8 protein-coding genes are annotated in these 21,368 nt (G+C 70.6%); 1 reads left to right on the top strand and 7 read right to left on the bottom strand.

Going from position 1 to position 21,368, the window contains the following annotated elements; genetic code table 11:
* Positions 1-12: 12 nt before the first annotated feature.
* The 7 genes from RIC11_RS09445 to RIC11_RS09415 form a co-directional block, all read right to left on the bottom strand.
* On the bottom strand, positions 13-2,520 hold the full coding sequence (locus tag RIC11_RS09445) for a VWA domain-containing protein (RefSeq protein ID WP_350210605.1): 2,508 nt from the start codon (positions 2,518-2,520) through the stop codon (positions 13-15).
* A 4-nt stretch (positions 2,521-2,524) separates the two neighbouring features.
* Entirely contained in the window at positions 2,525-4,399 is a 1,875-nt protein-coding gene (locus tag RIC11_RS09440) for a VWA domain-containing protein (protein WP_350210603.1), read from the bottom strand.
* Positions 4,396-5,262, bottom strand: coding sequence for a DUF58 domain-containing protein (locus tag RIC11_RS09435; RefSeq protein ID WP_350210601.1), 867 nt, complete (start codon positions 5,260-5,262; stop codon positions 4,396-4,398). The genes RIC11_RS09440 and RIC11_RS09435 overlap by 4 nt, the downstream gene beginning before the upstream one ends.
* Positions 5,263-5,336: 74 nt before the next feature.
* Positions 5,337-6,326, bottom strand: a complete 990-nt coding sequence (locus RIC11_RS09430) for an AAA family ATPase (RefSeq protein WP_350210599.1) — start codon at positions 6,324-6,326, stop codon at positions 5,337-5,339.
* Complete coding sequence (locus RIC11_RS09425) at positions 6,323-8,014, bottom strand: hypothetical protein (RefSeq protein WP_350210597.1); 1,692 nt, start codon at positions 8,012-8,014, stop codon at positions 6,323-6,325. Before RIC11_RS09425 ends, RIC11_RS09430 begins: the two co-directional genes overlap by 4 nt.
* A 20-nt stretch (positions 8,015-8,034) precedes the next feature.
* Complete coding sequence (locus tag RIC11_RS09420; protein ID WP_350210595.1) at positions 8,035-17,061, bottom strand: tetratricopeptide repeat protein; 9,027 nt, start codon at positions 17,059-17,061, stop codon at positions 8,035-8,037.
* A 253-nt stretch (positions 17,062-17,314) separates the two neighbouring features.
* Positions 17,315-19,249, bottom strand: coding sequence for a DUF4914 family protein (locus RIC11_RS09415; protein WP_350210593.1), 1,935 nt, complete (start codon positions 19,247-19,249; stop codon positions 17,315-17,317).
* A gap of 582 nt (positions 19,250-19,831) precedes the next feature.
* Between RIC11_RS09415 and crtI the strand changes: the two genes are divergently transcribed.
* Positions 19,832-21,361 carry a phytoene desaturase family protein gene (gene crtI, locus RIC11_RS09410; protein ID WP_350210591.1) on the top strand — a complete coding sequence of 510 codons (1,530 nt, stop codon included), beginning with the start codon at positions 19,832-19,834 and terminating at the stop codon, positions 21,359-21,361.
* The last annotated feature ends 7 nt before the right edge of the window (positions 21,362-21,368 follow it).

Below are 21,368 nucleotides of genomic sequence, written 5' to 3'. Positions count from 1 at the left end.
CGAGCCTCGCTCTCAAAGGCGCCGGACGACCAACCCGGCCAGCAAGAAGCCGAGAGCCGCCAGGTAAGCCCAATGGGCGACCGGCTGGCGGCTCGGCTCTGGCTCGACGTCGCGCCGGATCGCGCCGGGATCGAACGCCCGCGACGCGACCAGCGACGGATCGGCCCCGCCGGTGAGCGAGTATTCCCGGGGATACGGCCGGCGCCAGTGCAGGACCCGCAGCTTGTCGGAGTCGGTGTCGTGCAAGCGGAGGCTCAGCCGCTCGGCGCCGTCGGTCGGGACCTCGATCCGGTAGCGGCCCAGGCCGATTTCTTCGACGCGGGCGGGCGTCGCCTTGTCGTTCTGGTCGGTTACGACCGCTTCCCACTCTACGCCAGCTACGGGCGAGCCGGTCGCCTCGAAGCGCTCGATATCGATGCGCCAGAGGCTCTCGGCGGCGGACGTGCGGAGGTCGATCCCGTCGGCGTCGCGTTTGCGTAACACGCCGCGGAGCACCTGCGCCCAAAACCTGCCGACGCCATCCCAAGCGAGCCACTCCCCTCCCCACCGCTCGGTGAGGTCGCTCGTGTAGGCGAGGCCGGCGCCCAGCCCGTACCGCCCGACGGCCATCAAGGGGTCGCCGGTCTCGGCCGCCATCAAGAGCTGCGCGGTCGGCTTGGTTTCGGTCATCACGTAGCCGAGCGAAAAGGGGAGCTCGTCCTCGACCACGCCGGCGAGTATCGGGTGGTCGCCTGTCAGCACGGCCGCGTAGAGGTCCTCCTTGATGGCGGACTTGCTCGCCTGCATCGTTTCCTTGGTGAAGATCTGGGGCACGTTGGCCGGGTCGTCGGTCTCGTAGTACCGGCCACGGCCGGCCTCGGCGATGCTGGAGAGGAGCTGCTTGTCGGCGCCGCCGAGGGCGACCGTCGACACGGTGATGCCCGCGTCGGCGGCCTCCTGCGCGAGCGACTGGTGGTCGGCCGGCTGCGTGTGGCCGTCGCTCAGCACGATCATGTGCCGGATCTTGGCCGGCGCAACCTCGAGCATGTCGCGGGCCTCGACCATCGCGGGGTACACGTAGGTGCCGCCGCCCGCCTCGAGCGAGTCGATCGCCGACTGCACCGCGTCGACGTCGGCCGCGCTGCGCAACTCGCACACGAGCTGCGGCGCGCCGTCGAACCCGACGACGCCGATCAGGTCGCGGGCGGAGAGCAGCTCGACCGCCGCCTTGGCCGCCTGCCGCGCCAGCGCGATCGGCGCGCCCTGCATGGAGCCCGACTTGTCGATCACGAGCACCATCGCCAGCGACGGCTTCTCCTTCTCTTTCTCGAATCGCGAAACCAGTGGGAGCACTTCCTCGACCGGCGTCTTGAAATAGCCGCCGAGGCCAAAGCTGTTCTCCGACCCGAGCATCACGAGGCCGCCGCCGTAGTCCACCACGTAGCGCTTGAGCATCTGCATCTGGCGCGGCGACAGGTCGGTCGCGGGCAGGTCGGCGATCACGACCGCGTCGAACGAGAGCAGCTCTTCGAGCGAAGTCGGCAGCCCCAGCTTGCCCCGCACGTCGAGCTCCAGGCCCTGCGTCTCGAGCGCCCGCGCGAGCGGCCGCAGGTCGCGGGGCTCGCTGTGCAAGGCGAGCACACGCGGCTCGCCGCGGACGTCGATCGTGCAGCCCGCTTGGTTGTTCAGGGGGAAACGGTCGGCGCCGGGAACGACCTCGGCGGTGTACCGCGCGGGGCCGGTCGACTGCATCTCGACGTCGAACTCGACGTGGCTCGTCGTGTTGGCGGCGAGGGCCACCTCCTCCGAACGGACCGCGACGCCGCGGTGCAGGATGCGGACCGTCGCGGGGATGTCGGCGTTGGCGCGGAGCTTCGCGCGGAGCCGGACCACTTCGCCCTTGAAAGCGACCGGCGAGGCGGCCTCGAGTGACACGACGGCCGCCTCCGCGTCGGCGAGGGCCGCCAGCGGAGCGAAGAGCACCTGCGTGCGTTCTTCCGCGAGCTGCTCGACCGCGCGCGGCAGCCCGTCGTCGGTCGCGCGTCCGTCGCTCATGACGACCATCCGCCGCGCGTAGCCGGCCGGGAACGAGAGCCGCGCGCCGAGCAGCGCGTCGGCGAGCCGCGATTCGCCGCGGAAGCGATCGTCCTGGACGCCGCCACGCCACGAGTCGGCCAGGGCAGCAAGCTCCTCCGCCGACTCCAGCTCGCGGAGCTCGGCGCCGACCGCAAACAGGGACCAGGTGTCCTGGGCGTGGAGCTGCTCGAGGGATTCTCGCACTCGCTCCGCGGCCTGTTCGATGCCCGACAGGTCGACCGAGTCGCTCGCGTCGACGAGGAACGCCACGTGCATCCTCTCGCTCGGCGTGACCCAGTACGGCCGGCACAGGCCGATCACCAGGGCGACGATCGCCAGGCCACGCAGCGCGACCGACGCGACGCGACGCGCCAGCGGCTGGTCCACCAGGCTCCACCGCAAGGCAAAGCCGAGCGCCACCAGGGCGACGAGCCACGCCAACGGTTCGAGCGACAGCAACTCCACCGGCTCACCCCACTTTGCGGCGGTGGTAGAGCAGCGATTCGCACGTGACTCCCACCAGCGCCGCTGCGACGAGCCAATGGTCGAGCCGGAATCCGCTGGCGAGCCCCTCGGGCGGGGCGGCCTGGGGTTTGGAGTCGAGCAACGTCTCGTCGGCGGCCAGCTGGCTCACGCCTAGCTCGATCACACGCGGCCCGGCTTCGACGCGATAAAAGCCCGGCGCGGGCAGGCCCTCGATCGTCGTTCCCGAGAGCTCGCGGGAGAACCCGCCGGGCCCCGTCACCGCCGCGGGCGGGTCGTCGGCGGTGAGCGGCAGCGCGAGGCTCTCGCCGGGCGAACGCGTCGCAGCGAGGGCCGCTTCGCGCCCGACCAGGTGCTTCGCCGCCGCGCGGACGAGGACCGGGAACCACGCGCTGTAGTAGAACTCCGCGGCTACCGGCTCGAGGTTCACGACGACCGCCGCCTCGCCGGGACGCTTGGCTACGTAGATCAGCGGCTGGCCCGTGTCGCTGCGGACGAGCACCTCGCTGCCAGCCGGCGGGGTCAACCGCCTCGCGCCGGCGAAGTCGATCGACAGCGGGTCGATTTCCCGGATCACCGGGTGCCCCTCGGCCACGACGCGCGGCGCCGCCACGTCGAACTCCTCACCCGCCTCGCCCCACCACGCGGACCGGCCGCGGGGGGCGAACAGCACGACTCGCTGTGCGTCCTCCGGCGGCGCGCCGTGGGCGAGCACGACGTCGGCCGGCTGGTCGCCCGTCACGGCGGTGAGCCCGCCGCCGAACGTGGCGAACGCCTCGACGGCACGGTCGAAGAAGTAGCTCTCCTCCGCCGCGACCCGCACCCGGATGGGCGGCTCCTTGTAGGCGATCAGGTAGGCGGTGTTGTCGCCGGCGAGGGCGTCGCCACCGGCGAGGGACTCGGTGTCCAGCTCGGCGACCCACCGCCCGGCTTCGCCCGCTTCGACCGCCAGCACACGCGGAGCGCCCACGCCGGGTGAGGCCTCGACGGGCACGACTTTCGCCAGCCGGCGTGGCTCGCCGTCGGGCTCGTGGTAGAGCAGCAGGTCGACGTCGAGCGGCCCGTCGTGCGTCGAGGCGACCTGGTAGTAAAACATCAGACGGTCGGGGTCTTCGGCAGAAAACCGAAGGTCGGCGCCTACCAGGCCGACGTTCGGCGCGTCGTCCCCAACGACAAGCGGCTCCACGCCGGCGGGCAGGCCGTCGTGCGATCCGTCCGTGAGAAACACAACCCGGCGCCGCGACGAGTCGGGGCTGGCGCCGGCCAAGTCGCCGCGATCGGTCTGGTTGAGCGGGCCGTCGGCGAGGCCGTTGTCGGAGGCCACTCCGGCGTTGGCGGTCGCCGCGGCGGCGCGCAGCCGATCCACGCGCAGCGCCTCGTGCGTCGGCCCGATGCGGTCGATCGCCGCGATCAGTTCGCGCGGGTTGTCGCTCAGGTGCGAGGCGTACCGCAAGCGGCCCGCCATGGTCGCCACGGCGGCGCGTTGCACGCCGTTCATGGCGCGCGCCAGGTCGCGGGCCTCGGCTTTCGCGGCGCCCAGCCGCGTGGCGCCCCCCTGCCCCGCGGACATCGACGCGCTGTTGTCCACCACGATCAACAAGTCGTCGGCCGACGCGTCGCCCACACGCGGCCCGGCCATCGCCAGCGCGATCGCCGCGAACGCGGCCGCCATCATCAACAGCGACGCCACGTTCCGAAGCCGCTCCCAAAGCCGGCTCGGCTTCTTGTCCGAGAGGACCTGCGCCCAAAGGAAGAAGGCCGTCGTCGGGCGGCGGCGCGGCCGCACCTTGAGGAAGTAAACCGCCACGAGCGGCGAGAGCGCCAGCAGCGACCACAGCATGACCGGCGCGGCGAGCGTCATGCGACCAGGCCCCCGCGGCGGAGGATGTCTTCGACAACCCGCTCGAAAGGCTTGTCGGTCTGGGTCGACGCGAGCCCGACGCCGCGTCGGGCGCAACACCGCCGGAGCGAGTCGTTCCAGTCGGCCACCGCCTGCTCGTAGCGCCGCGCCTCGCGGTCGGTGATCGTCACCCGCCGCCGCTGGTCGGTCTCGACGCACGCGAGCAGGGCGTCCCCCTTGTAGTCGCAGCGGGTGTCGTTCTCGTCCTGCACCTGGAGGGCGTACACGTCGTGCCCGTGGAAGCCCAGGTACTGCAGCCCCTCTTCGAACCCGTCTGGGAACAGGAAGTCTGAGATCACGACGACCAGGCCCCGCCGCGTGTGCCGCGCCTGAAACACGCGGCAGCAGGCGTTGAAGCGGGTGTCGCCGGGGCGGGTCTCGGCCTCGTCGAGCGCGCGGAGCATCTTGAACGCGTTGTTGCGGCCGCGGCACGCGTCGAGGAGCGGGTCGAGCGTGTCGCCCAACGCGAACACCGCGAGCCTGTCGAGCGAGTTCAGCGCGATGTAGCCCAGGGCCGCCGCCAGCTGCCGCGCGTAGAGCGACTTGCTCTGCATCGAGCGGCTCAGGTCGACCAGCAGGTAGATCGTGGCGTCCTCTTCCAGCTCGAAGAGCTTGATCACGAGCGACTCGAACCGCGCGAACACACGCCAGTCGATCGCGCGGTAGTCGGCGCCGTAGTAGTACTCCGCGTAGTCGGCGAACGTGACGCCCGACCCCTTGGTCGTGCTCTTCCGGTCGGCCTGCAGCGTGCCCCCGAGGACCTTGCGCGCCAGCAGGTGCAGCGAGTCGAGCCGGCGGACGAATTCGGGGTCCGTTAAGCGCATCGCGGAACTCGGATTGCGGATTGCGGAATCCCGCGCAAGCGGCGGGGCAGCTTCGCGAGCGGGTCGAGCGCCTTTTAGCCAAGCGACTCCAGCACGCTGCGGACGACCTCGTCGGTCCGCACGCCGTCGGCCTCGCCCTCGAAGCTCAGCAGGATCCGGTGCCGCAGGGCGGGCACGGCCACGGCGGCCACGTCGTCGCGCGACACGTGGTACCGGCCCGCCAGCAGCGCCCGCGCGCGGCTGGCGGCCAGCATCGCTTGCGCGCCGCGGGGCGACGCGCCGTGCCGCACGAAGCGCCGCACGTCGTCGGGGGCGTCTTCGCTCTGGGGGTGGGTGGCGCGGACCACGCGGACGAGGAAGTCTTGCACCGTCTGGTCGATCGGGGTCTCGCGCAGCGTGGCGCCCATCCGGAGGATGTCCTCGCCGCCAGCGACGGGCCGGATCTCGGGCCGCGTGGCGCCGCCGGTGCGGTTGAGGATCTCGGAGAACTCGTCGTGCGAGGGCATCTCGACCAAGAGCTTGAAGAAGAACCGGTCGAGCTGCGCCTCGGGGAGCGGGTAGGTGCCGTCTTGCTCGATCGGGTTCTGCGTGGCGAGCACGAAAAACGGCGCGCCGAGCCGGTGGGTCTGGCCGGCGACCGTGACCGAGCGCTCTTGCATGGTCTCTAGCAGCGCGGATTGGGTCTTCGGCGTGGCCCGGTTGATCTCGTCGGCCAGCAGCACGTTGCAGAAGACCGGCCCGGGCGCGAACTCCAGCGCCCTGTGCCCCTGCCGGTCGACCAGCACCTGCGTGCCCACGATGTCCGCCGGCAGCAGGTCGGGCGTGAACTGGATCCTACGGAACTCGAGGTGGAGGGCCTCGGCGATCGAGTGGACGAGGGCCGTCTTGCCGAGCCCCGGGACCCCCTCCAACAGCACGTGCCCGCCGCACACGACCGCCGCCAGCACGTCCTCCATCAGCCGCTGCTGGCCGACGATGAACTTGCTCACCTCGTCGCGGATCGCGCCGAAGCGCTCGACGAAATCCTCGGCGGCTTGTTCCGCTTGATCGGCGACCAGGGTCACAGGCTTTCCCCTCTGGCGGCGGTGGTTGGCTTCGCGGCGGGCGCGATGTCGTGGATCGATTCGAAGTACCGCTTCACGCCCTGCCGCACGCCGGCCGGCACGTCCTCGCGGCTGACGAACGACTCGACGCTGCGCCGGAACCGACGCTCGCGGCTCACGGCGGTACGGCCCGACACGCCCGAGCCCTCGTCGGCCGATTCGACGCTCTTTTGGGAGGGTCCGTCGCCCTTGATCCCGGAGAGCTGCTCGGCTGGCCCGGCTGCCAGCGCTTCGGCGAGGCCCTCGCGGCGGCTCTCGACGGTCGCCGCGCCGGCGTTCTTGCCCGACTTGGGGGACAAGCACAGGCCCGCCTTGTCGCACAGACCGCCCTGGCACTCGCTGCACGACTTGCACAGGCTCGCCAGCCGGCTCTGCGCCTTGCGCTTGATCGCCATCTTCGACAGGCACTTCGACAGGCCCGACAACGCGGCGCTCGCGCGCGACTGGCGCGCGTTGCACCGACTCAGGGACTTGGCGTCGCACTCGCCGAGGCGGCGCTGCTGCTGGGCCGCTTTGTCGAGCGCGTCCTCGAGTTCGGCGACCGCCTCGTCGAGGTCGAGCATCGCCTGGCCGAGGTCGCCGCCGCTCGCCCCCGAACCGCCCGCCGACCCATCCCCCCCCTGCGACGCGCCGGCGCCGGCGCCCTTCTGGCCCGCGCCCGCCTGAGCCGCGCCGCTGCCGCCGCTCGCGCCGCGGCGGCTCTTGGCGGCGGCCGCCATCCGCTGGCTGGCCGCGCGGAGCCGGGCGGCCTGCTTCTGCTGCTCGGTGAGCTTCGCCGCGGGGTCCGGCTGCATCTGCTCGAGTTGCTCGGCCGCTCGATCGTACTGCTTCTGCGCGAGCGGCTCGGCGAGCTTGCGGGTCTCGGCCGCCTTGTCGAGCTCGGCGGCGGCCTTGGCGGCCAGCTCTTCGTTCCGCCGCTGGTCGAGCTTGGCGATCTTCTTCTGCAGCTCTTGCTCGAGCCGGGCGTACTGTCGGAGGGCCTGCTTTTGGTCGGGCGTGGCCTGGAACGCCTCGATCTGCTCGCGGAGTTGGTCTGGGTCGATCAGCTCACGCTCTTCCTCGTCGAGTCCCGCGGTGAGCTCTTCTAGTTGCTCCTCGAGCCGCTCGTTGATCCGCTCGGTTTCGGCGAGCGTGAAGGCCTCCTGCGCGATCTTCTCTTGCACGGCGGCGCTTGGCTTCATGAACCCGAGCCCCGCTGCGACCGCAACCAGGCAGGCGGCGGTCAGCCATCGGCGAGTCGCGGGGCGGACCGGGATCGACTGTGGGTCCAGACACGACACGCGCTCCGCGGTCTGCTTCGCTTGCAACCCGTAGAAGCCTTCTTGCTTGCCTGCGCGGCGGAAGTGCAGCCACGACACGAGCGAGTCCTGCAGCCCCCACTGGCGGTCGGCCCACTCGGCCGACGCGTCGGTCTGCGGCACGCTCAGGCCGAACCAGACGAGCGTCGTCACGCCGGCGGCGAGCGCCGCCGCCACGTACCACCAAGGCTCGGCCGCGTGGCCCGTCAGCACCCGCGCCCCGGCCAACAGCACGAGCGCCGCGCCGGCCACGGTGGCCACGACGGCGGCGATCGACCACAAGCGGCGGGCCGTGAGCCGGCGCCGCACGTGGGCGACAAAGTCGCTGAGGCGATCCTGCTGGCCTGCCATCGCTGCTCCAGGAGAGGGGATTAGGCCGCTTTCTGTTCGGCGGCCGGGGGCTGGGATTCGCCGCTGTCTTCGGGTGGCGTCGTGCCGCTGTCCGGCGCCGTCGGGGCGGCGGCGTCCGGCTTGGTTGTGTCGCCGGCCTCCGGATTGGCCTTCTGCTCCGCCTGGTCGATCCGTTTTAGCAGACCTTCGTGCCGCGGGGACGGCTCGCCGGCGTTTTCTTCGCCCGTCGTGCTGGACCAGCTTGCGACTTCGTCGCGCGCCGCGTCGAAAAGCTCGGCCGAGATCAGGGAGTCGATCAGGCGCGTCCGCAGGTGCATGCGGCTCCCCTCGCCGCCGCTGTCGGTTGCGGCGATCGCCTCGCGCCAGGCGTGGGCGGCCTCCTGGTGTTTGCCGATCGAGTCGAGTTGGCAAGCGGCCGATTGCCACACGAACGCGTTGGCTTCGCCGGCCTTCTCCGCGACCGAAGCGGCCGCGTCGGGGACTTCCTCTGGGGTGAAGAACACGTCCCACGGCTTGAAGTCTTGCCTGCCCTGCTGCGACACCACGCTGGGCCACCCGCGTTCGGCGGGGCGCAGCCAGCCGCTGGCGACGCCTATCCGCACCACTTGCGCCAGACGCTCGGCACGCGCCCCGCACGACTCCGGGTCGTCGCGGTCCAGGTTTCCGAGGAAGCGATCGGCGCCGGAGGACTCCAGCCCTCGGTCCCGCAGCACGCGCTTCCCTTGTTCGCCGAGGGCCCCGAGCCACGCGATATACTCGTCGGCCGCGTCGACGAAGGCGTGGCTCTGCGCGGCGAGCGTGACCAGGCGGTTGACTTGGTTTGGTTGGCCGTTGTCCATCCGTTCGAACAAGCGTCGAGAGCAGTCGGCGATCTCTCGCAGCTGCTTTCGGTCGTGCTGATTGACCGACTCGAGCATCCCGCGCCAGAGGTCGCCCCCTACCTGGTGGTACAGGTTCCAGAGGGCCCAGTTGTTGTTGCGGCTGGGGGAGGTCAGCTCGTCGAGCAGCGCGATCGCCGGTCCCGCGTCGCCGTCGCGCAACGCCCACTCGGCGTGCTGTTGCTTGAGCTTGCCGGCTTTTTGCAGCCGATCGCCGCCCGACTGGCCGAACGGGGCGAGCCGGATCGGGTCGGCCGCTTCGGCCAGGTGGTCGCCGAGCAGGTCGCTCGCTTGGGGCGTGTCGTGGAACAGGACCAAGGCCGCGTTTTTCATCGGCGTGGTTTCGAGGGCGGCCTGATCGAAGCGCTGGGCCAAGCGGATCATCCGCTCCTCGCGTGCGACGCTGGGCGGCTGGGCGTCGCTGTGCTGGTCCGGGTCGGGCAGCCGGCTGAGGGCGACCTCGGCGACGTAGCCGACCGGGCCCTCCAGCGCCGCGTAGAGCTTCTCGGCCTGCTGTTCGAGGCGCGCGTCGTAGACGACCGGCGCCGACGACGAGTTGGTCAGCGGGTACTCGTTCCAACCGGCCCGGGCGAAGCGCGCGGCGTCGTCGATCTGGTCGTGCCGCGTCAGCAGCGCGACGACCTCGTGGCGGCCTTCGAGCAACCTGTCGTAACGCTTGACAATCCGCAGCACCCGTTCCGGCTCGCCCCGTTGGCACATCGCGGCGACCAGGCACAGCACCGCGTCGCGCGACTGGGCCTCGTTCGGCGAGCGGGGGTAGCCCCGCTGGTTGGTGCGTGGCCGTGTGGTCACGTAGCGCTTCTCCCACGCATCGAGGTACCGTGCGGCCGCGGGGTCGTCGTCGCCGTCCATGGTCAACTCGTACGCGTTGCGGGCCAGCGTCAGCTCGACCTCGTAGTCGAAGGCGAACGTGGCGTCGCAAGCCTCCGCGCCGCACAACGCGATCGCCCGCGCGGTTTCGGCCGGCGTCCGGCGGCCGTCGAGCGCCGCTAGGTTCACCGCCAGGGTCGCCCGCACGCCGAGCGGCGTGTCGGCGTCGGCGAGCCGCTCGGCCACGTAGCGGTGGTGCGCCGCGGCGGCCTCGCGGCCAGACAAGCGGGAGTAGTCGTAGCGGTTCTCGCCCGAGCGAAGGCGGTCGAGCGCCCACCGGGCCGCGGCCGCGGCGTTGGCGACCAGGTCGGGAGCGGCCGCTTCGCCGCGTTGCTCGTCGAGCCATTCGGCGATCGCTTCGACGTCTTCCTGGTTGAGCCGATCGAGTCGGTCGTAGAGCAAGGGAAGAAGAGCGGGAGAATCCGCCGACGCGATCTCTTCTTCGAGCCAAGCCAAGTAAGTCTTCCAGGCCTCGAGCCTTTGCTGCGCGCCGTTGGCCGACGCCCGGAGCTCGTCCCACTTGCGTTTGATCGGCTCGAGCACCTGGCGCAGGTCGTTGCGGCCCAGCACGACCCCCTCGTCCGCTTCCCTGTCGAGCACCGCGATGGCCAGCTCGGCCAGGCCGGTGCTGTCGCCATTGCGCCGCCAGTAGTAGCTGAGCCGCGGGAGCATGTAGGCCGCCGTCGAGCCCGAGAAGTACATCCCCGACACGCCCCGCGCCATCGCGTCGTCGTACAAGCGGCAGACCTCGAGGTAGGCCCACGCGGCCGTGTCGAGGTCGTCCTCCACCAAGGCGGGGAGGTTCTGCGCGAGCCACTCGTCGAGCTGATGCCCCTCGACGCCGAGTTCTTCGAACCGCGACATCCCCTCGAGCCGCTCCACCACCGCTTTGCTCGATCTGCCGGATTCCGCTTCGATCCAAGCGACCGCGTCGGCGACGCCCGGCCCCTCGTCGCTGGACTCGTTCGCGAGCGACGTAACGACTTCGCTCAGGCGACTCGCGACCTGCGCCCGTTGCTCGGGCTCCAGTTGCTTCAATTCGCCGAGGTGGCCGGCGAGGAACTCGAGCGAAGGGGCTTCGCCCTTCTTGGGACGGAGGGCCACTTGCGCGAGCCACAGGCCGAGCGTTTGCGGCTGCCGCTCGGCGAGCCGCTCCGCCACGGCTTGCCGGGTTTCGGCCGGCACGCTGCCCAGCGCGCCGAAGCACAGGTCGGCTAATGATTTGCCACCACCCAACGACGAAGACGCGAGCGGCCCGAGCGGCAGCTCGCCGGCGGCGGCCAAGAGCCCGGCGTCTTCCAAGAAGCGCTCGACCGTTTCGGGGTCGCTGGGCTGCTCGATCCGGATGCGGCTCTGGGCCACCTGCGCCGCGTTGCTGCCGACCGTCCCCACCCTGCCGTTGGCGAGGAACTTGGCGACCGGCAGAGCTAGGTCGGGCTGCTGGGCCGCTTGGTTGAGCAACTGCCCGAACAGGTGGATCTGGCCGTTTGGTGAGTTGCTCGACCAACCGCCCTGGCTGTAGTGCTTGGCGACGTAGGCCTCGCGGCGATCGCGGGGGCAGATAACGGTCGCGGCGATCTTCTCGAGCCAATCGGCGGCGGCCGTCGAGCCCTCGGCCTCCGCCAGGTACGCCGCGTAGTCGATCAACGCGTCCGGCAGCGAGCCCGATTGCCGGCCGGCCTGCGTGAGCACCCGATCGAAGAGCGGCTCGATATCGACGCCCAGGCCGCGCAGCCGGTAGCAGTCGAGCACCGCCATCTCGGGGCTGACCTCGCCGCCGGGAGGGGCCGCGTTGCGGCCGCGCCACGACCGCACGAGCGACTCGGCTCGGTCGAGGAACTCCTCCTCCGAGCATTGGTACAGCTCCCGCAGCTCCCGCACGGCGCGGCGCGCGGCCGGGTCGCCGCCCGAGTCCAGGTCGGATTGCAGCTTGTCGACCGTTGACCATTCATCGGCTTCGGCGGCGTGGCGAACGAGCAGCTCGGCCGGCGATCGCAGTCGCACGGCGCCGGGCTGGTTCGAAGCGCTCATCGGCACGCGGTTGAACGCCTGGCTCGTGACACGGATCGGCTCGTGCCGCCGGAGAGCGTCGGCGCCCCAATCGAGCAGCTCTAACCGGTGATCGTCGTGGACCCCCTCGTTTGCTTCGGCGGCCGCCCAGAGGCCCGCCAGGCCGTCGCACGCGGTCTGGTCTTGCCGCAGCATGGCCCGACAGAAGCGGTCGTGCAGCGTCCGCCGGCGCTTGCGCGGCTCGGTGTCTTGGTCCGCGTCTTTGGAGTAGAGCAGCTCGAGTCGGTCGTCGTGCTGGCGCGTGTGGTGGGGGTTCGCCACGGCCTGCCGGAAGCGGGGCGCCCAGGACACATCCACACGCGGCGTGTCGAGCGAATGCTCGAACGCGGCGACCGCCAGCGCGATCTGCGCGAGCCGCTGGTCGATCGGATGCTCGTAGTCGTGGAACTTGGAGGCCACTTCGGCCGCCAGCAGCGCGGCGCCGTCGCGGCCCAGTCCGCCGGCCAACTCCTCGGCCTCGTCCGGCCGGCCCGCGGCCACCAACGCGAGCATCAGGCTCACCCGGTAGCCGTCGTCGCGCGGGCGGAGCTCGGCCGCGCGGCGGAGGGCCTCGACAGCGCGGTCGTGCTTGTCGAAAACGAGCAACGCCTCGGCGTACTCGGCGTGCTTGCGGTGCGCTGCCGAGTCGCCCGGGTCGAGCTCGGCGAGCGTCTCGTCGATGAGGGCGTAGCCCTCGAACTTCTCGCGCAGCTGGCGGGCGTAGTGGCCCCGGTTCCACGGGTTCTGGGCGATCTGCTGCATGGCGCCGCGCAGCTCCTGCGCCAGGCGCCGCACGGCCGAGTCGGTCCGGCCGGCTTCGATCATCCGCTGGATCTGGTCCCGTGAGGCCGCCGGCTGAGGGCGCGCGACCTGCGAGACGACCCTCGTCGCGGCGCTGCCGCCGATTTTTTCGAGCCGGTCCGCTTCCTTCTCGAGGCCGAGCTCCGCCATCGCGGTGGCCAGTTCGGCGCGGGCGTTGGGGTCGAGTTTGCCGTGTCGCAGCCGGAGCGCGGCGTCGCGGCCGAGCTGCAGGAGGTCTTCGCTGGGCGGCTCGTCGCCCTGGGTGAGCCGCTGCACCAACGCGACCAGCGAGCCGTCGATAGAGCGCCGCTCGTCGGCGTTCATCGGCAAGAACCGGGCCTTGCTCAAGAGCGAGATCGCCTCGGTCGGCTCTTCATTCTTGACGCTCCAACCGGCGCCCAGCAGGTAGGCGTCGAGCGACGGCTTGGCGGCGTCCAGCAGGTCGGCGATCGTCCGGTCGATGATCTCTTGGCTGTCTTCGATCGACGCGGCGAGCAACACGCGGAGCGTGTCGTCGTCGACCGACGCGACCGCCTCCGCGAAAGCCTCGTCCGACCAAGTCGCTTCGCGCTCGACCCCGCCGATATGGACGCTCACGTTCGGCTGGCGGCTGGTCATCTGCAGCAGCGCCAACACCGAGCCCGGCACACTCCGCAGGCTCGCCGGCGGGAACGCCGGCGGCGCGACGAGGGCTTCTTGCTGACGAATGAAGGGTATCGGGGCCGACGCCTTCGACGAAGCGTCGTGCTTTTTTGCTTCTTGTTCGATGAAGCTCACGTAGGTCGCCGGGTCGCCGTTCTCGCGGAGCATGCCGGCGATCTGCAGGAACAAGTAGGCGCCGTAATTCTGTGGCGTCGACGCGCGGCGGTACCCCTCGACGACCCATTTGCCGAGCTCCTCACGCAAGGCCTCCGGCGCCTGCGCGGCGACGGCCGTGTGCGATTGATTCCGCCACTGGCACGCTTGCATGAGCGTGACGGTGGCCGGCTCGTCGATGCGGCCGATCAGTTCGATCGCCCGGCGAACGAGCGGGTGCTCGGCGTCCACAGGAAGATCGGAGCGCTTGATGCCGTGCAGCGCGGCGATGAGCGCCACCTGGGGATAGCCTTCTGAGAGTGCCGTGACGGCTTTGAGGTAGTACTCGGGCGGGACGGACGCCGCGTCGGCCCCGGTCAGCACCAGATAGGCCATGACCGCGGGCCGATCGACGAGGTCTCCAAGGGCCTCGAAGTCGACCTGCCTGGCGCCGGTCGGCGAATTCGTGCCGCCCAGGGCGAGGGCCGCCTCTGCGTCGGCGACGCCCGTGGCCGCGGCCGCCTCGCGTATGGCGGCGGCCTTCTCGTCTTCGAGCAGCGAGCCGATTTGGCTCAGGTGCGCCAGCGCATAGCCGTGCGCCGTGTCGGCGTCGCTCGGCATCGACACGGTGCTCCGCACGTTCAGGCCGGAACCCTGGTAAGCGACCATGCCGCCCCGGTTCTGCAGGTGCGTGTAGGCCTGGTAGGTCCGCTGAGTGGCGTTGATGAGGTCCGACAACCCGGGCGGGGCGATCGAGTGGAGTTCGCCTTGGTACCAGTTCGTCGCCGCGTTCGCCGGCCCTGCGCCGGCCTGCTCGTCGCACCGCAGCACCGCCAAGAAAGCGTCGGCCGCGGCGTCGAGTTGATCGTCCTCCTCGAGCGCCACGCCGAGCAAGTACCGCAGCCGGTAATCGTCCGGGTACCGGTCGACCAACGGCCGGAGGAAGTCGATCGCGTAGCGCCAGTCGCCCGCGCCCGCCATCGCGTCGGCGACCTTCTCCAGCTCGCGGGGATCGTCGGTCGTGTCGGTGACCATCTCGCGGAGCAGCGCGTAGCCCTGATCGGTCTCGCCCCAGCGGATCAACAGCCGCGCGAGGTTCTGTTTCGACCGCTGGGTCGGGTCCGCCTCCGCGGCGCGGCGGAGCGTGTCGCGGGCCGCTTCCCAGTCTCCCTCGCGTTCCTGCTCGCGGGCGATCTGGGCGAGCAGCTGCATGTCGTCCGGGCGGAGTTTCGCCGCCTCGCCGAGCGCCTGCACCCGCTTCGCGTAGTCGCCGGTCACCCGATGGATCGCGGCCAGGGCGAGCAGCGGCTCGATCGAGTCGCGGTTCGCGCGGCGCCGCTCTTGGAAGTCGTCGACCAAAGCGGCGGCCTTGCCTTGCTGCTCCGCGACCCGGGCGATCTGTTCCACGGCGCGGACCTTCTCGACGACGTCCTCGCTCTCTTCGTAGTCTCGCCAGTAGATCCGCTCGGCGTCGGCGAGCTGGCCCGCTTCGGTGTAGAGCTGCGCCAGGCGGGAGCGCACGTCGCGTGCGTCGTCGAGCTGCCGCGCGGCGCGGCGGAGGATCTCGATCGCTTCGGACTGCTTGCCCTGGGCCTCGACCAGCCGGGCCTCGGTCAGCCACGGCCCGCTGCTGCCGGGCGAGAGCCGCTTCCACTCGGGCGCGCGGGCGAGGGCCTCCTCCACGCGGTAGGCCCGCTCGAGCAGCTCGATCAGCTGCCGCAGGTTCCGGCTGTTCCGCCCGTCGGGCAGGTCCAGCAGCCGCTCGGCCGCGTCGGCCGCGGCGTCCCAGTCGCGTCGCGAACGGGCCAAGCGCACTTGCTGCGACACCGCCATCAGGTCGCCGCCCTCGACCAACGGACGCAGCGTGTCGTCGGCCCGCTGCGGGTCGCCCGCCCGGTCGTGAAGCTCCGCCTTCAGGCACACTTGTTGGGGGAGGAGCCGCTCGGCGGACTCCAATTCTCCGAGCACCCGCACCGTCGCTTCCGCGCGGTCGATCACCCGGGCGGCTTGGGCGATGGCGTCTTGCAGCTCGGCCGGGTCGTCGGCCAGTCGCACCCGCCGCCGGGCCAGCGGCACGGCCTCGTCCGGCTTATCCACGGCGAGGGCCGTGTCGATCGTTTGCGCCAGGTAGAGGGGATCGTCCGCTAGGTTCTCCGCTTGGGACTGCAAGAGCTCGTACGCCGCTTGGTGCTCTTGCCGCGCGGCGAGCGCCTTGGCGACACGCACGTATTGCAGCGAGTCGCCCCCCTCGGCGGCCGCGCGCCACAAGTCGATCGCCGAGGGCTTGTCCCCCGACTTGTAGAGGAACGCCGCGCGCGACTCCTTGGCCGACCGCGACTCGGGGAACGCTTCGGTCAACAGCGCGTACTTGGCCCGCGCCTGGTCCGGCAGCTCGAGCCGTTCGAGCAGCCGGGCCGCGCGCAGGTGGGCGTACTCGCTCTTGTCGGAGAGCTCCAGGTACTTGTCGACCGCCGCGACAACGGCCCCCTCGTCCTTAAGCTTTGCGGCGACCTCCGCCAGTTCGACCCTCAGCTCCGCGTCGTCGGGGTGGAGCTCCACGAGTCGCTCCAGTTGCTCCCGAGCGCCCGCGAAGTCGCCCAGCCGCAGGTGCAGCTGCACAAACTCCTGCTGGTTCTCGCGGTCGCCGGGGGTCACGGCCAGGATCGCGCGGAACCGCTCGATCGCTCCTTTGCTGTCGCCCGAGTCGGCGAGCACCCGCGCGTGGCCCCGCAGCACCGCAACGCGTTGCGGGTAGCGCTCGACCAGCTTCTCGTAGTGCTTCTTGAGACCGCCGGTGTCTTCCTCACGGCGGAACGCACGCTCCACTTGGGCGAGGACCTCCCGCTCGAGCCATGTGTCGGCGCCGACCTCTTCGAGCACGTCGGAGTAGATCGTCACCGCGGCGGCCCGGTCGCCCGACTGCTGGCGGATGTCGCCCAGGCGGAGCCGGCGGAGCACCTTGCGGTAGGCGTCGTCGGTGCGGGCGACGAGCCGCTCGGCGAGGCCCGCGGCGTCGTCGTAGAGGCCCTCGTCGACGAGCAGCTCGACGACGTCCTCGGCGAGTTGCTCGTCGTCGGGGCGGCGTTCGACCAGGCCGCAGAGCTCGGTGATGGCCTCCTCGCGCCTGCCTGAACGCACAAGCAAGCGGCCGCGGAGCTTCGAGATCCGCGAGGCCGTCTCGTCGTCGGCCGCCGCGTCGGCCGCTTTCGCCAGGTCCGACAGGGCGTTCTCGAAGTTGAGCGAACGCGCTTCGATGAGGGCCTTCTGATACCACGCGTCCGCCGAGCCGGGCGCGGCGGCGAGCGTCTCGCGGAACTGCTCGAGCGCCTGCAGGTCGTCTCCCTGCTTAGCGTAAAAGAACGCAGCGAGCAGGCCGTCGGCGGGCGACTCGTCGGCGCGGCTCTTGAGGAAGTCGCCGAGCGACTCGACCGACGCCTCGTCGACCCAAGCATCGAAGAACCGGTCGAACAGATACCCCGGCGCGGGGCGGCCCAGCAGCGCTTTGTGGTAGCGGAGGGCTTTGTCAGGCGCCGCGGTTTCGGCCGGCGCCGCGGCCTCCGTTGGCTGGGCCTGGCTCGGCGGGGGCGGTAGCGCAACGAACGCGGCTAGAACCGCCAAAGACAGTCGCTGCATGCGTCTTCTCTGTTCCGGTCTCGGAAGTCGGGTCGGTGGCCGGCGCCACGCTTGCCGCGCGGGCCGCCGACTGCCTCTTCGCCGAAGCCCCCCGAGTATCGCGGGTTGGCGCACGCAAACAAGCGAATTCTTTGCGCAAGGTCCAAGGCCGCCGGAATCGAGCCGGGCCTCGCCGCACAGAGACGCGCGCCGCGATTTCGAAAAACGCGGCCACGCTGCGCTGTTTCGCTTCTTCACTAGCCCCCCGCTGGAGCTAGCTCGTCATCTCCACGTAGTCCTGCGGCGTTGCGCCGTCGAGGCAGGCCTCGATCATCCGCCGGCCCAGCGGTTGCAAGTCGTCGACCATGAACTCGCGCAGCTGCTTGTGGAAGAACTCCGTGAGCATCGTCGCGCCGGCGTCGTACGCGTGCTCGCCCACCTCCGGCTGCTGCGACACGTCCATGAACCACTTGCCGATGGTCTGCCCCTCGACCTGGATCTTCTCTTTGTGGAAGCCGAGCAGCGGGCACCGCGCCGGCACGAGGTCGCCCGGCTTAAACTTCGCCGAACCGCGCCGCGCGAGGTACTCGCGGGCGACCCACTGCGGCGCGAAGCCGACACGCCAGCAGCCAATGTGCTGGTTGGGGATGAGCACAAACTGGCAGTCGTCGGTTTGCATGATCTGGTCGAGCAGGATATTCGCCTGATCGACCTTGCGGCCCGTGGCGAAGGGCCAGAACGAGCCCACCCCCTCGGACTGCATGCCCCCCTGGTCGACGATCGACGGGTTGCCGTGGCCGCGCGGCGCGACCAAGCGCCAGAGCCAGGCGAGCGAGGGCGGCAGCACGTGGAACAAGCCGAAGATCCCGTAGGTCGGCTTCTCGGCCGTGCACGGCGGGCACCGCACGCCGAAGCTGCGGATGTCAACCGTGACCGGGCCGCTGACCACGTCGGGCACGTAGTTGCGCGGCACCACGACACGGGGGTTCGGGCACGGCTTGCCCGGTTCGTCCTCGGTGTGCTCCCAGATCAGCGCGGTCGCGCCCGGCTTCGCGTCGATGTTGAGGAACAAGAGAGGGCCCGGGGGCGAGACGGTCATCCGCTCGATGTGCGGGTCGGTCCCGTAATCGGCGATATGGTTCACGCGCAGGAACCACGCGTTCTCCGCGTCGATCAGCGACAGCTTCCGCGCGGCCTTGCTCTGCAGCGACGGGTGGCACAGCGCCATGTCGTCGGTCACCGGATGCAGCTCGCAGCCACGAGGGAGAGTCAGCGTGCGGTGGTCGCCGGTCACGGTGTTCACGCCGAGCAGCAGCGAGCCGTCGGCCTGGCGGTGCATCTGCTCGAGCATCTCGCTCTTGCCACCGCCCGAAGCGCCCTCGTGCATCATCACGGTGGCGTTCTCGTAGGGCGTGACGACCTCCACCGTGGAGCAGTGGGCGGTGGTCCACGGCTGAGCGTGCCGCTCGCCGAGCGTCAGCAGCATGCCGTACACGCCCTTCTTGGCCGACGGGCCGGGGTAGAGGTTGTAGCTGAACAGCTCGTGGAGGCCGACGCTCTCTTCGAACCGCCGGTTGTGAACCACCACCTGCCGGCCGTCGAAGTGCGTGTGCCGGAACGGCGGCGCCACGTACACGACCGCGCCGTGGTGGTAGTCCGGCCCGTCCAGGCGGATCTCCTCGAGCGGCACGATGCCCTGCAGCATCGCGAGGCCCAGAGCGAAGAAGCCCGCGTTGGCCGGGGCGATCGCCACCGCGTCGAGCGGCTCGTCGGGCAAGCCGGTGCGGAAAAAGAAGCACGCGATGGGCTGGGTCTTGAGCCACTCGATGGTCTCTTCGCGGAGTCCGTCGAACGGCTTTCCAAATCGCTTCTCGAAGGTCGGCTTGTCGGTCGCGCGGCTGTCGCCGACGACCATGCAGTCCGGGTCGCGGCGCCGCATGTAGGCTTCCACGTAGTTCGCCGCGACGCCGTTGCGGACCTTGCACACACGCACCTCGTCGACGCGGCCGCGCCCCGGCACGTCGTAGCCGACCGTGTAATGCCCGTCGGGCGAGACCTCGCCCAAGCCGAGCTCCGGCGAAGGGATCGCTAGTTTAACGAGGTCGTCGACCGAGCCAGCCAAGTGCAGCCGCCCCGCGGCTTCGGCGGCTTCGAGAATCGACATCGCGCTGTTGGAGAGCGTCAGCCCCGGGAGCTGTTTGAGCGGCATGGCGGTTCTACTCCGATCCTGACTTGGCCGTAGACTGGCCGTGGGCGCCTGGCGATTGCAGGTGAGCGTAGCCCGTCAGGGGCCCCGTTGGAAGGATGGGCCGAGCCGCACAACACGGCCTCCGCGAGCACGGCGCCAGCCGGCTCGTGCGCCGCGGAGCCCGAGCCGCTTCCCGAGCACGCGGTCGTCGATGCGGAAGCGGTAGAGCATGCCGAGGAAGTCGCCCGCCGCCGGTGCGGCTCGTCTTGCCCTCGGAGGTCGACTCCCGGAGTTGCGGGACCATCGCCGCGCCTTCGGAGAGCCATCTCCAATAGGAGGGAGGGTCAAGCGAAGCAAAACGAACGCCGGGAGCAAGCAGGAGTGCGAGGCCCGCGGGCCCCGGGGCCGGGCGCGGGCAAGAGGAGGGACCCAAGCAAACTCCGCCCAGACCCCCGGTCTTACGGCGATTTTGCCGCCCCGGCTCGGGAGACTCGGCTTAAGAGCTTGGCTGACAGACGCTACGTTCTACAAACACGAGGGCCGAACCGCGGCATGCCGCCGGCGGACCGCCCCGCAACCCCGCCGCCTCAGGAGCTGTCCGCAGTGCCAACCAAACCACGGCCCGAGGTCGCCATCGTCGGGGCGGGCCCCGGCGGGCTGGCGGCCGCGATGCTGCTGGCCAAAGCGGGCTGCCGCGTCCGCGTGTTCGAGCGGCACGGCGTGCCGGGCGGGAGGACCTCCAGCTTCGCGGCCGAGGGCTTCCGCTTCGACCTGGGTCCCACCTTCTTCCTGTACCCGCGGGTGCTCGGCGAGATCTTCGCCCAGTGCGGCTACGACCTGGCCGCCGAAGTCCCGATGGAGCGGCTCGACCCTCAGTACCGGCTCGTCTTCGGCGAGGGGCCGCGGCAGAAGCCGGGGCGGCTCGACTGCACGCCCGACGTGGAGCGGATGGAGCAGCAGATCGCCGCGCTGTCGCCCGGCGACCGGGGCGGCTTCACGCGGTTCCTCCGCGAGAATCGCAGCAAGCTCGAGGCCTTCACTCCGATCCTCGAGAGCCCCTTCGACTCTCTCTCCGCATTGCTCCGGCCCGAGGTCCTCCGCTCGGCGCACCTGGTGCGGCCGTGGCGGACGCTCCACCGCGAGGTGGGACGCTTCTTCAAGGACCCGCGGCTGCAGCTGGCCTTCACATTCCAGGGCAAGTACCTGGGCATGTCGCCCTTCCAGTGCCCCAGCTTGTTCTCGATCCTCGCGTTCCTCGAGTACGAGCACGGCGTCCACCACCCGATCGGCGGCTGCGGGCAGGTCTCCCAACGCATGGCCGAGATCGTCGAGGAACTCGGCGGCGAGGTCCGCCTGGACGAGCCGATCGAGTCGCTCGGCTTCTCGGGGCGCCGCGTGTCGGCTGTGACGACCCGCTCGGGCGAGCACGCGGTCGACGCGTTGGTGATCAACTCCGACTTCGCGCAGACGATGACCGAGCTCGCGCCCGACCACCTGCGTCGGCGGTGGAAGGACAAGAAGCTCGCGAAGATGAAGTACAGCTGCAGCACGTTCATGATGTACCTGGGGCTCGAGGGCGACCTGCCCGGACTGGCGCACCACACCGTCTACCTCGCCCCCGAGTACGAGAAGAACCTCGCCGACATCGAGCACGGCCGCCCGCTCGACGAGGACTGCAGCGTGTACGTGCAGGCCGCCACGCAAACCGACCCCTCGCTCGCCCCGGCCGGGTGCAGCACGCTGTACGTGTTGGTCCCGACCGCCAACCTCGGCGCGAGCGAGGGGCGGATCGACTGGAACGAGGAGCCCCAGCGCCTGAGGGGGGTCGTGATGCGGCAGCTCGAGCGGCTCGGCGTGGAGCGGCCCGAAGAGCGGATCCGCGTGGAGCGAACGGTCACGCCGCTCGACTGGCGCCACACCCACCACATCTACCGCGGCGCAACGTTCAACCTGGCGCACAGCCTCGACCAGATGCTCTACTGGCGACCCCACAACCGCTTCGAGGACCTCGGCGGCGTGTACCTCGTCGGCGGCGGCACGCACCCCGGCAGCGGCTTGCCCACCATTTACAGCTCGGCCCGGATCGCGACCGACGCGTTGCTGGAAGACCTCGGCAAGCGCGCCGCCGCTTGAGCCGCCC

It is taken from the genome of Botrimarina sp., assembly GCF_040219535.1.
Lineage (GTDB): Bacteria > Planctomycetota > Planctomycetia > Pirellulales > Lacipirellulaceae > Botrimarina.
This window is presented reverse-complemented; position numbering and strand designations above follow the sequence as displayed.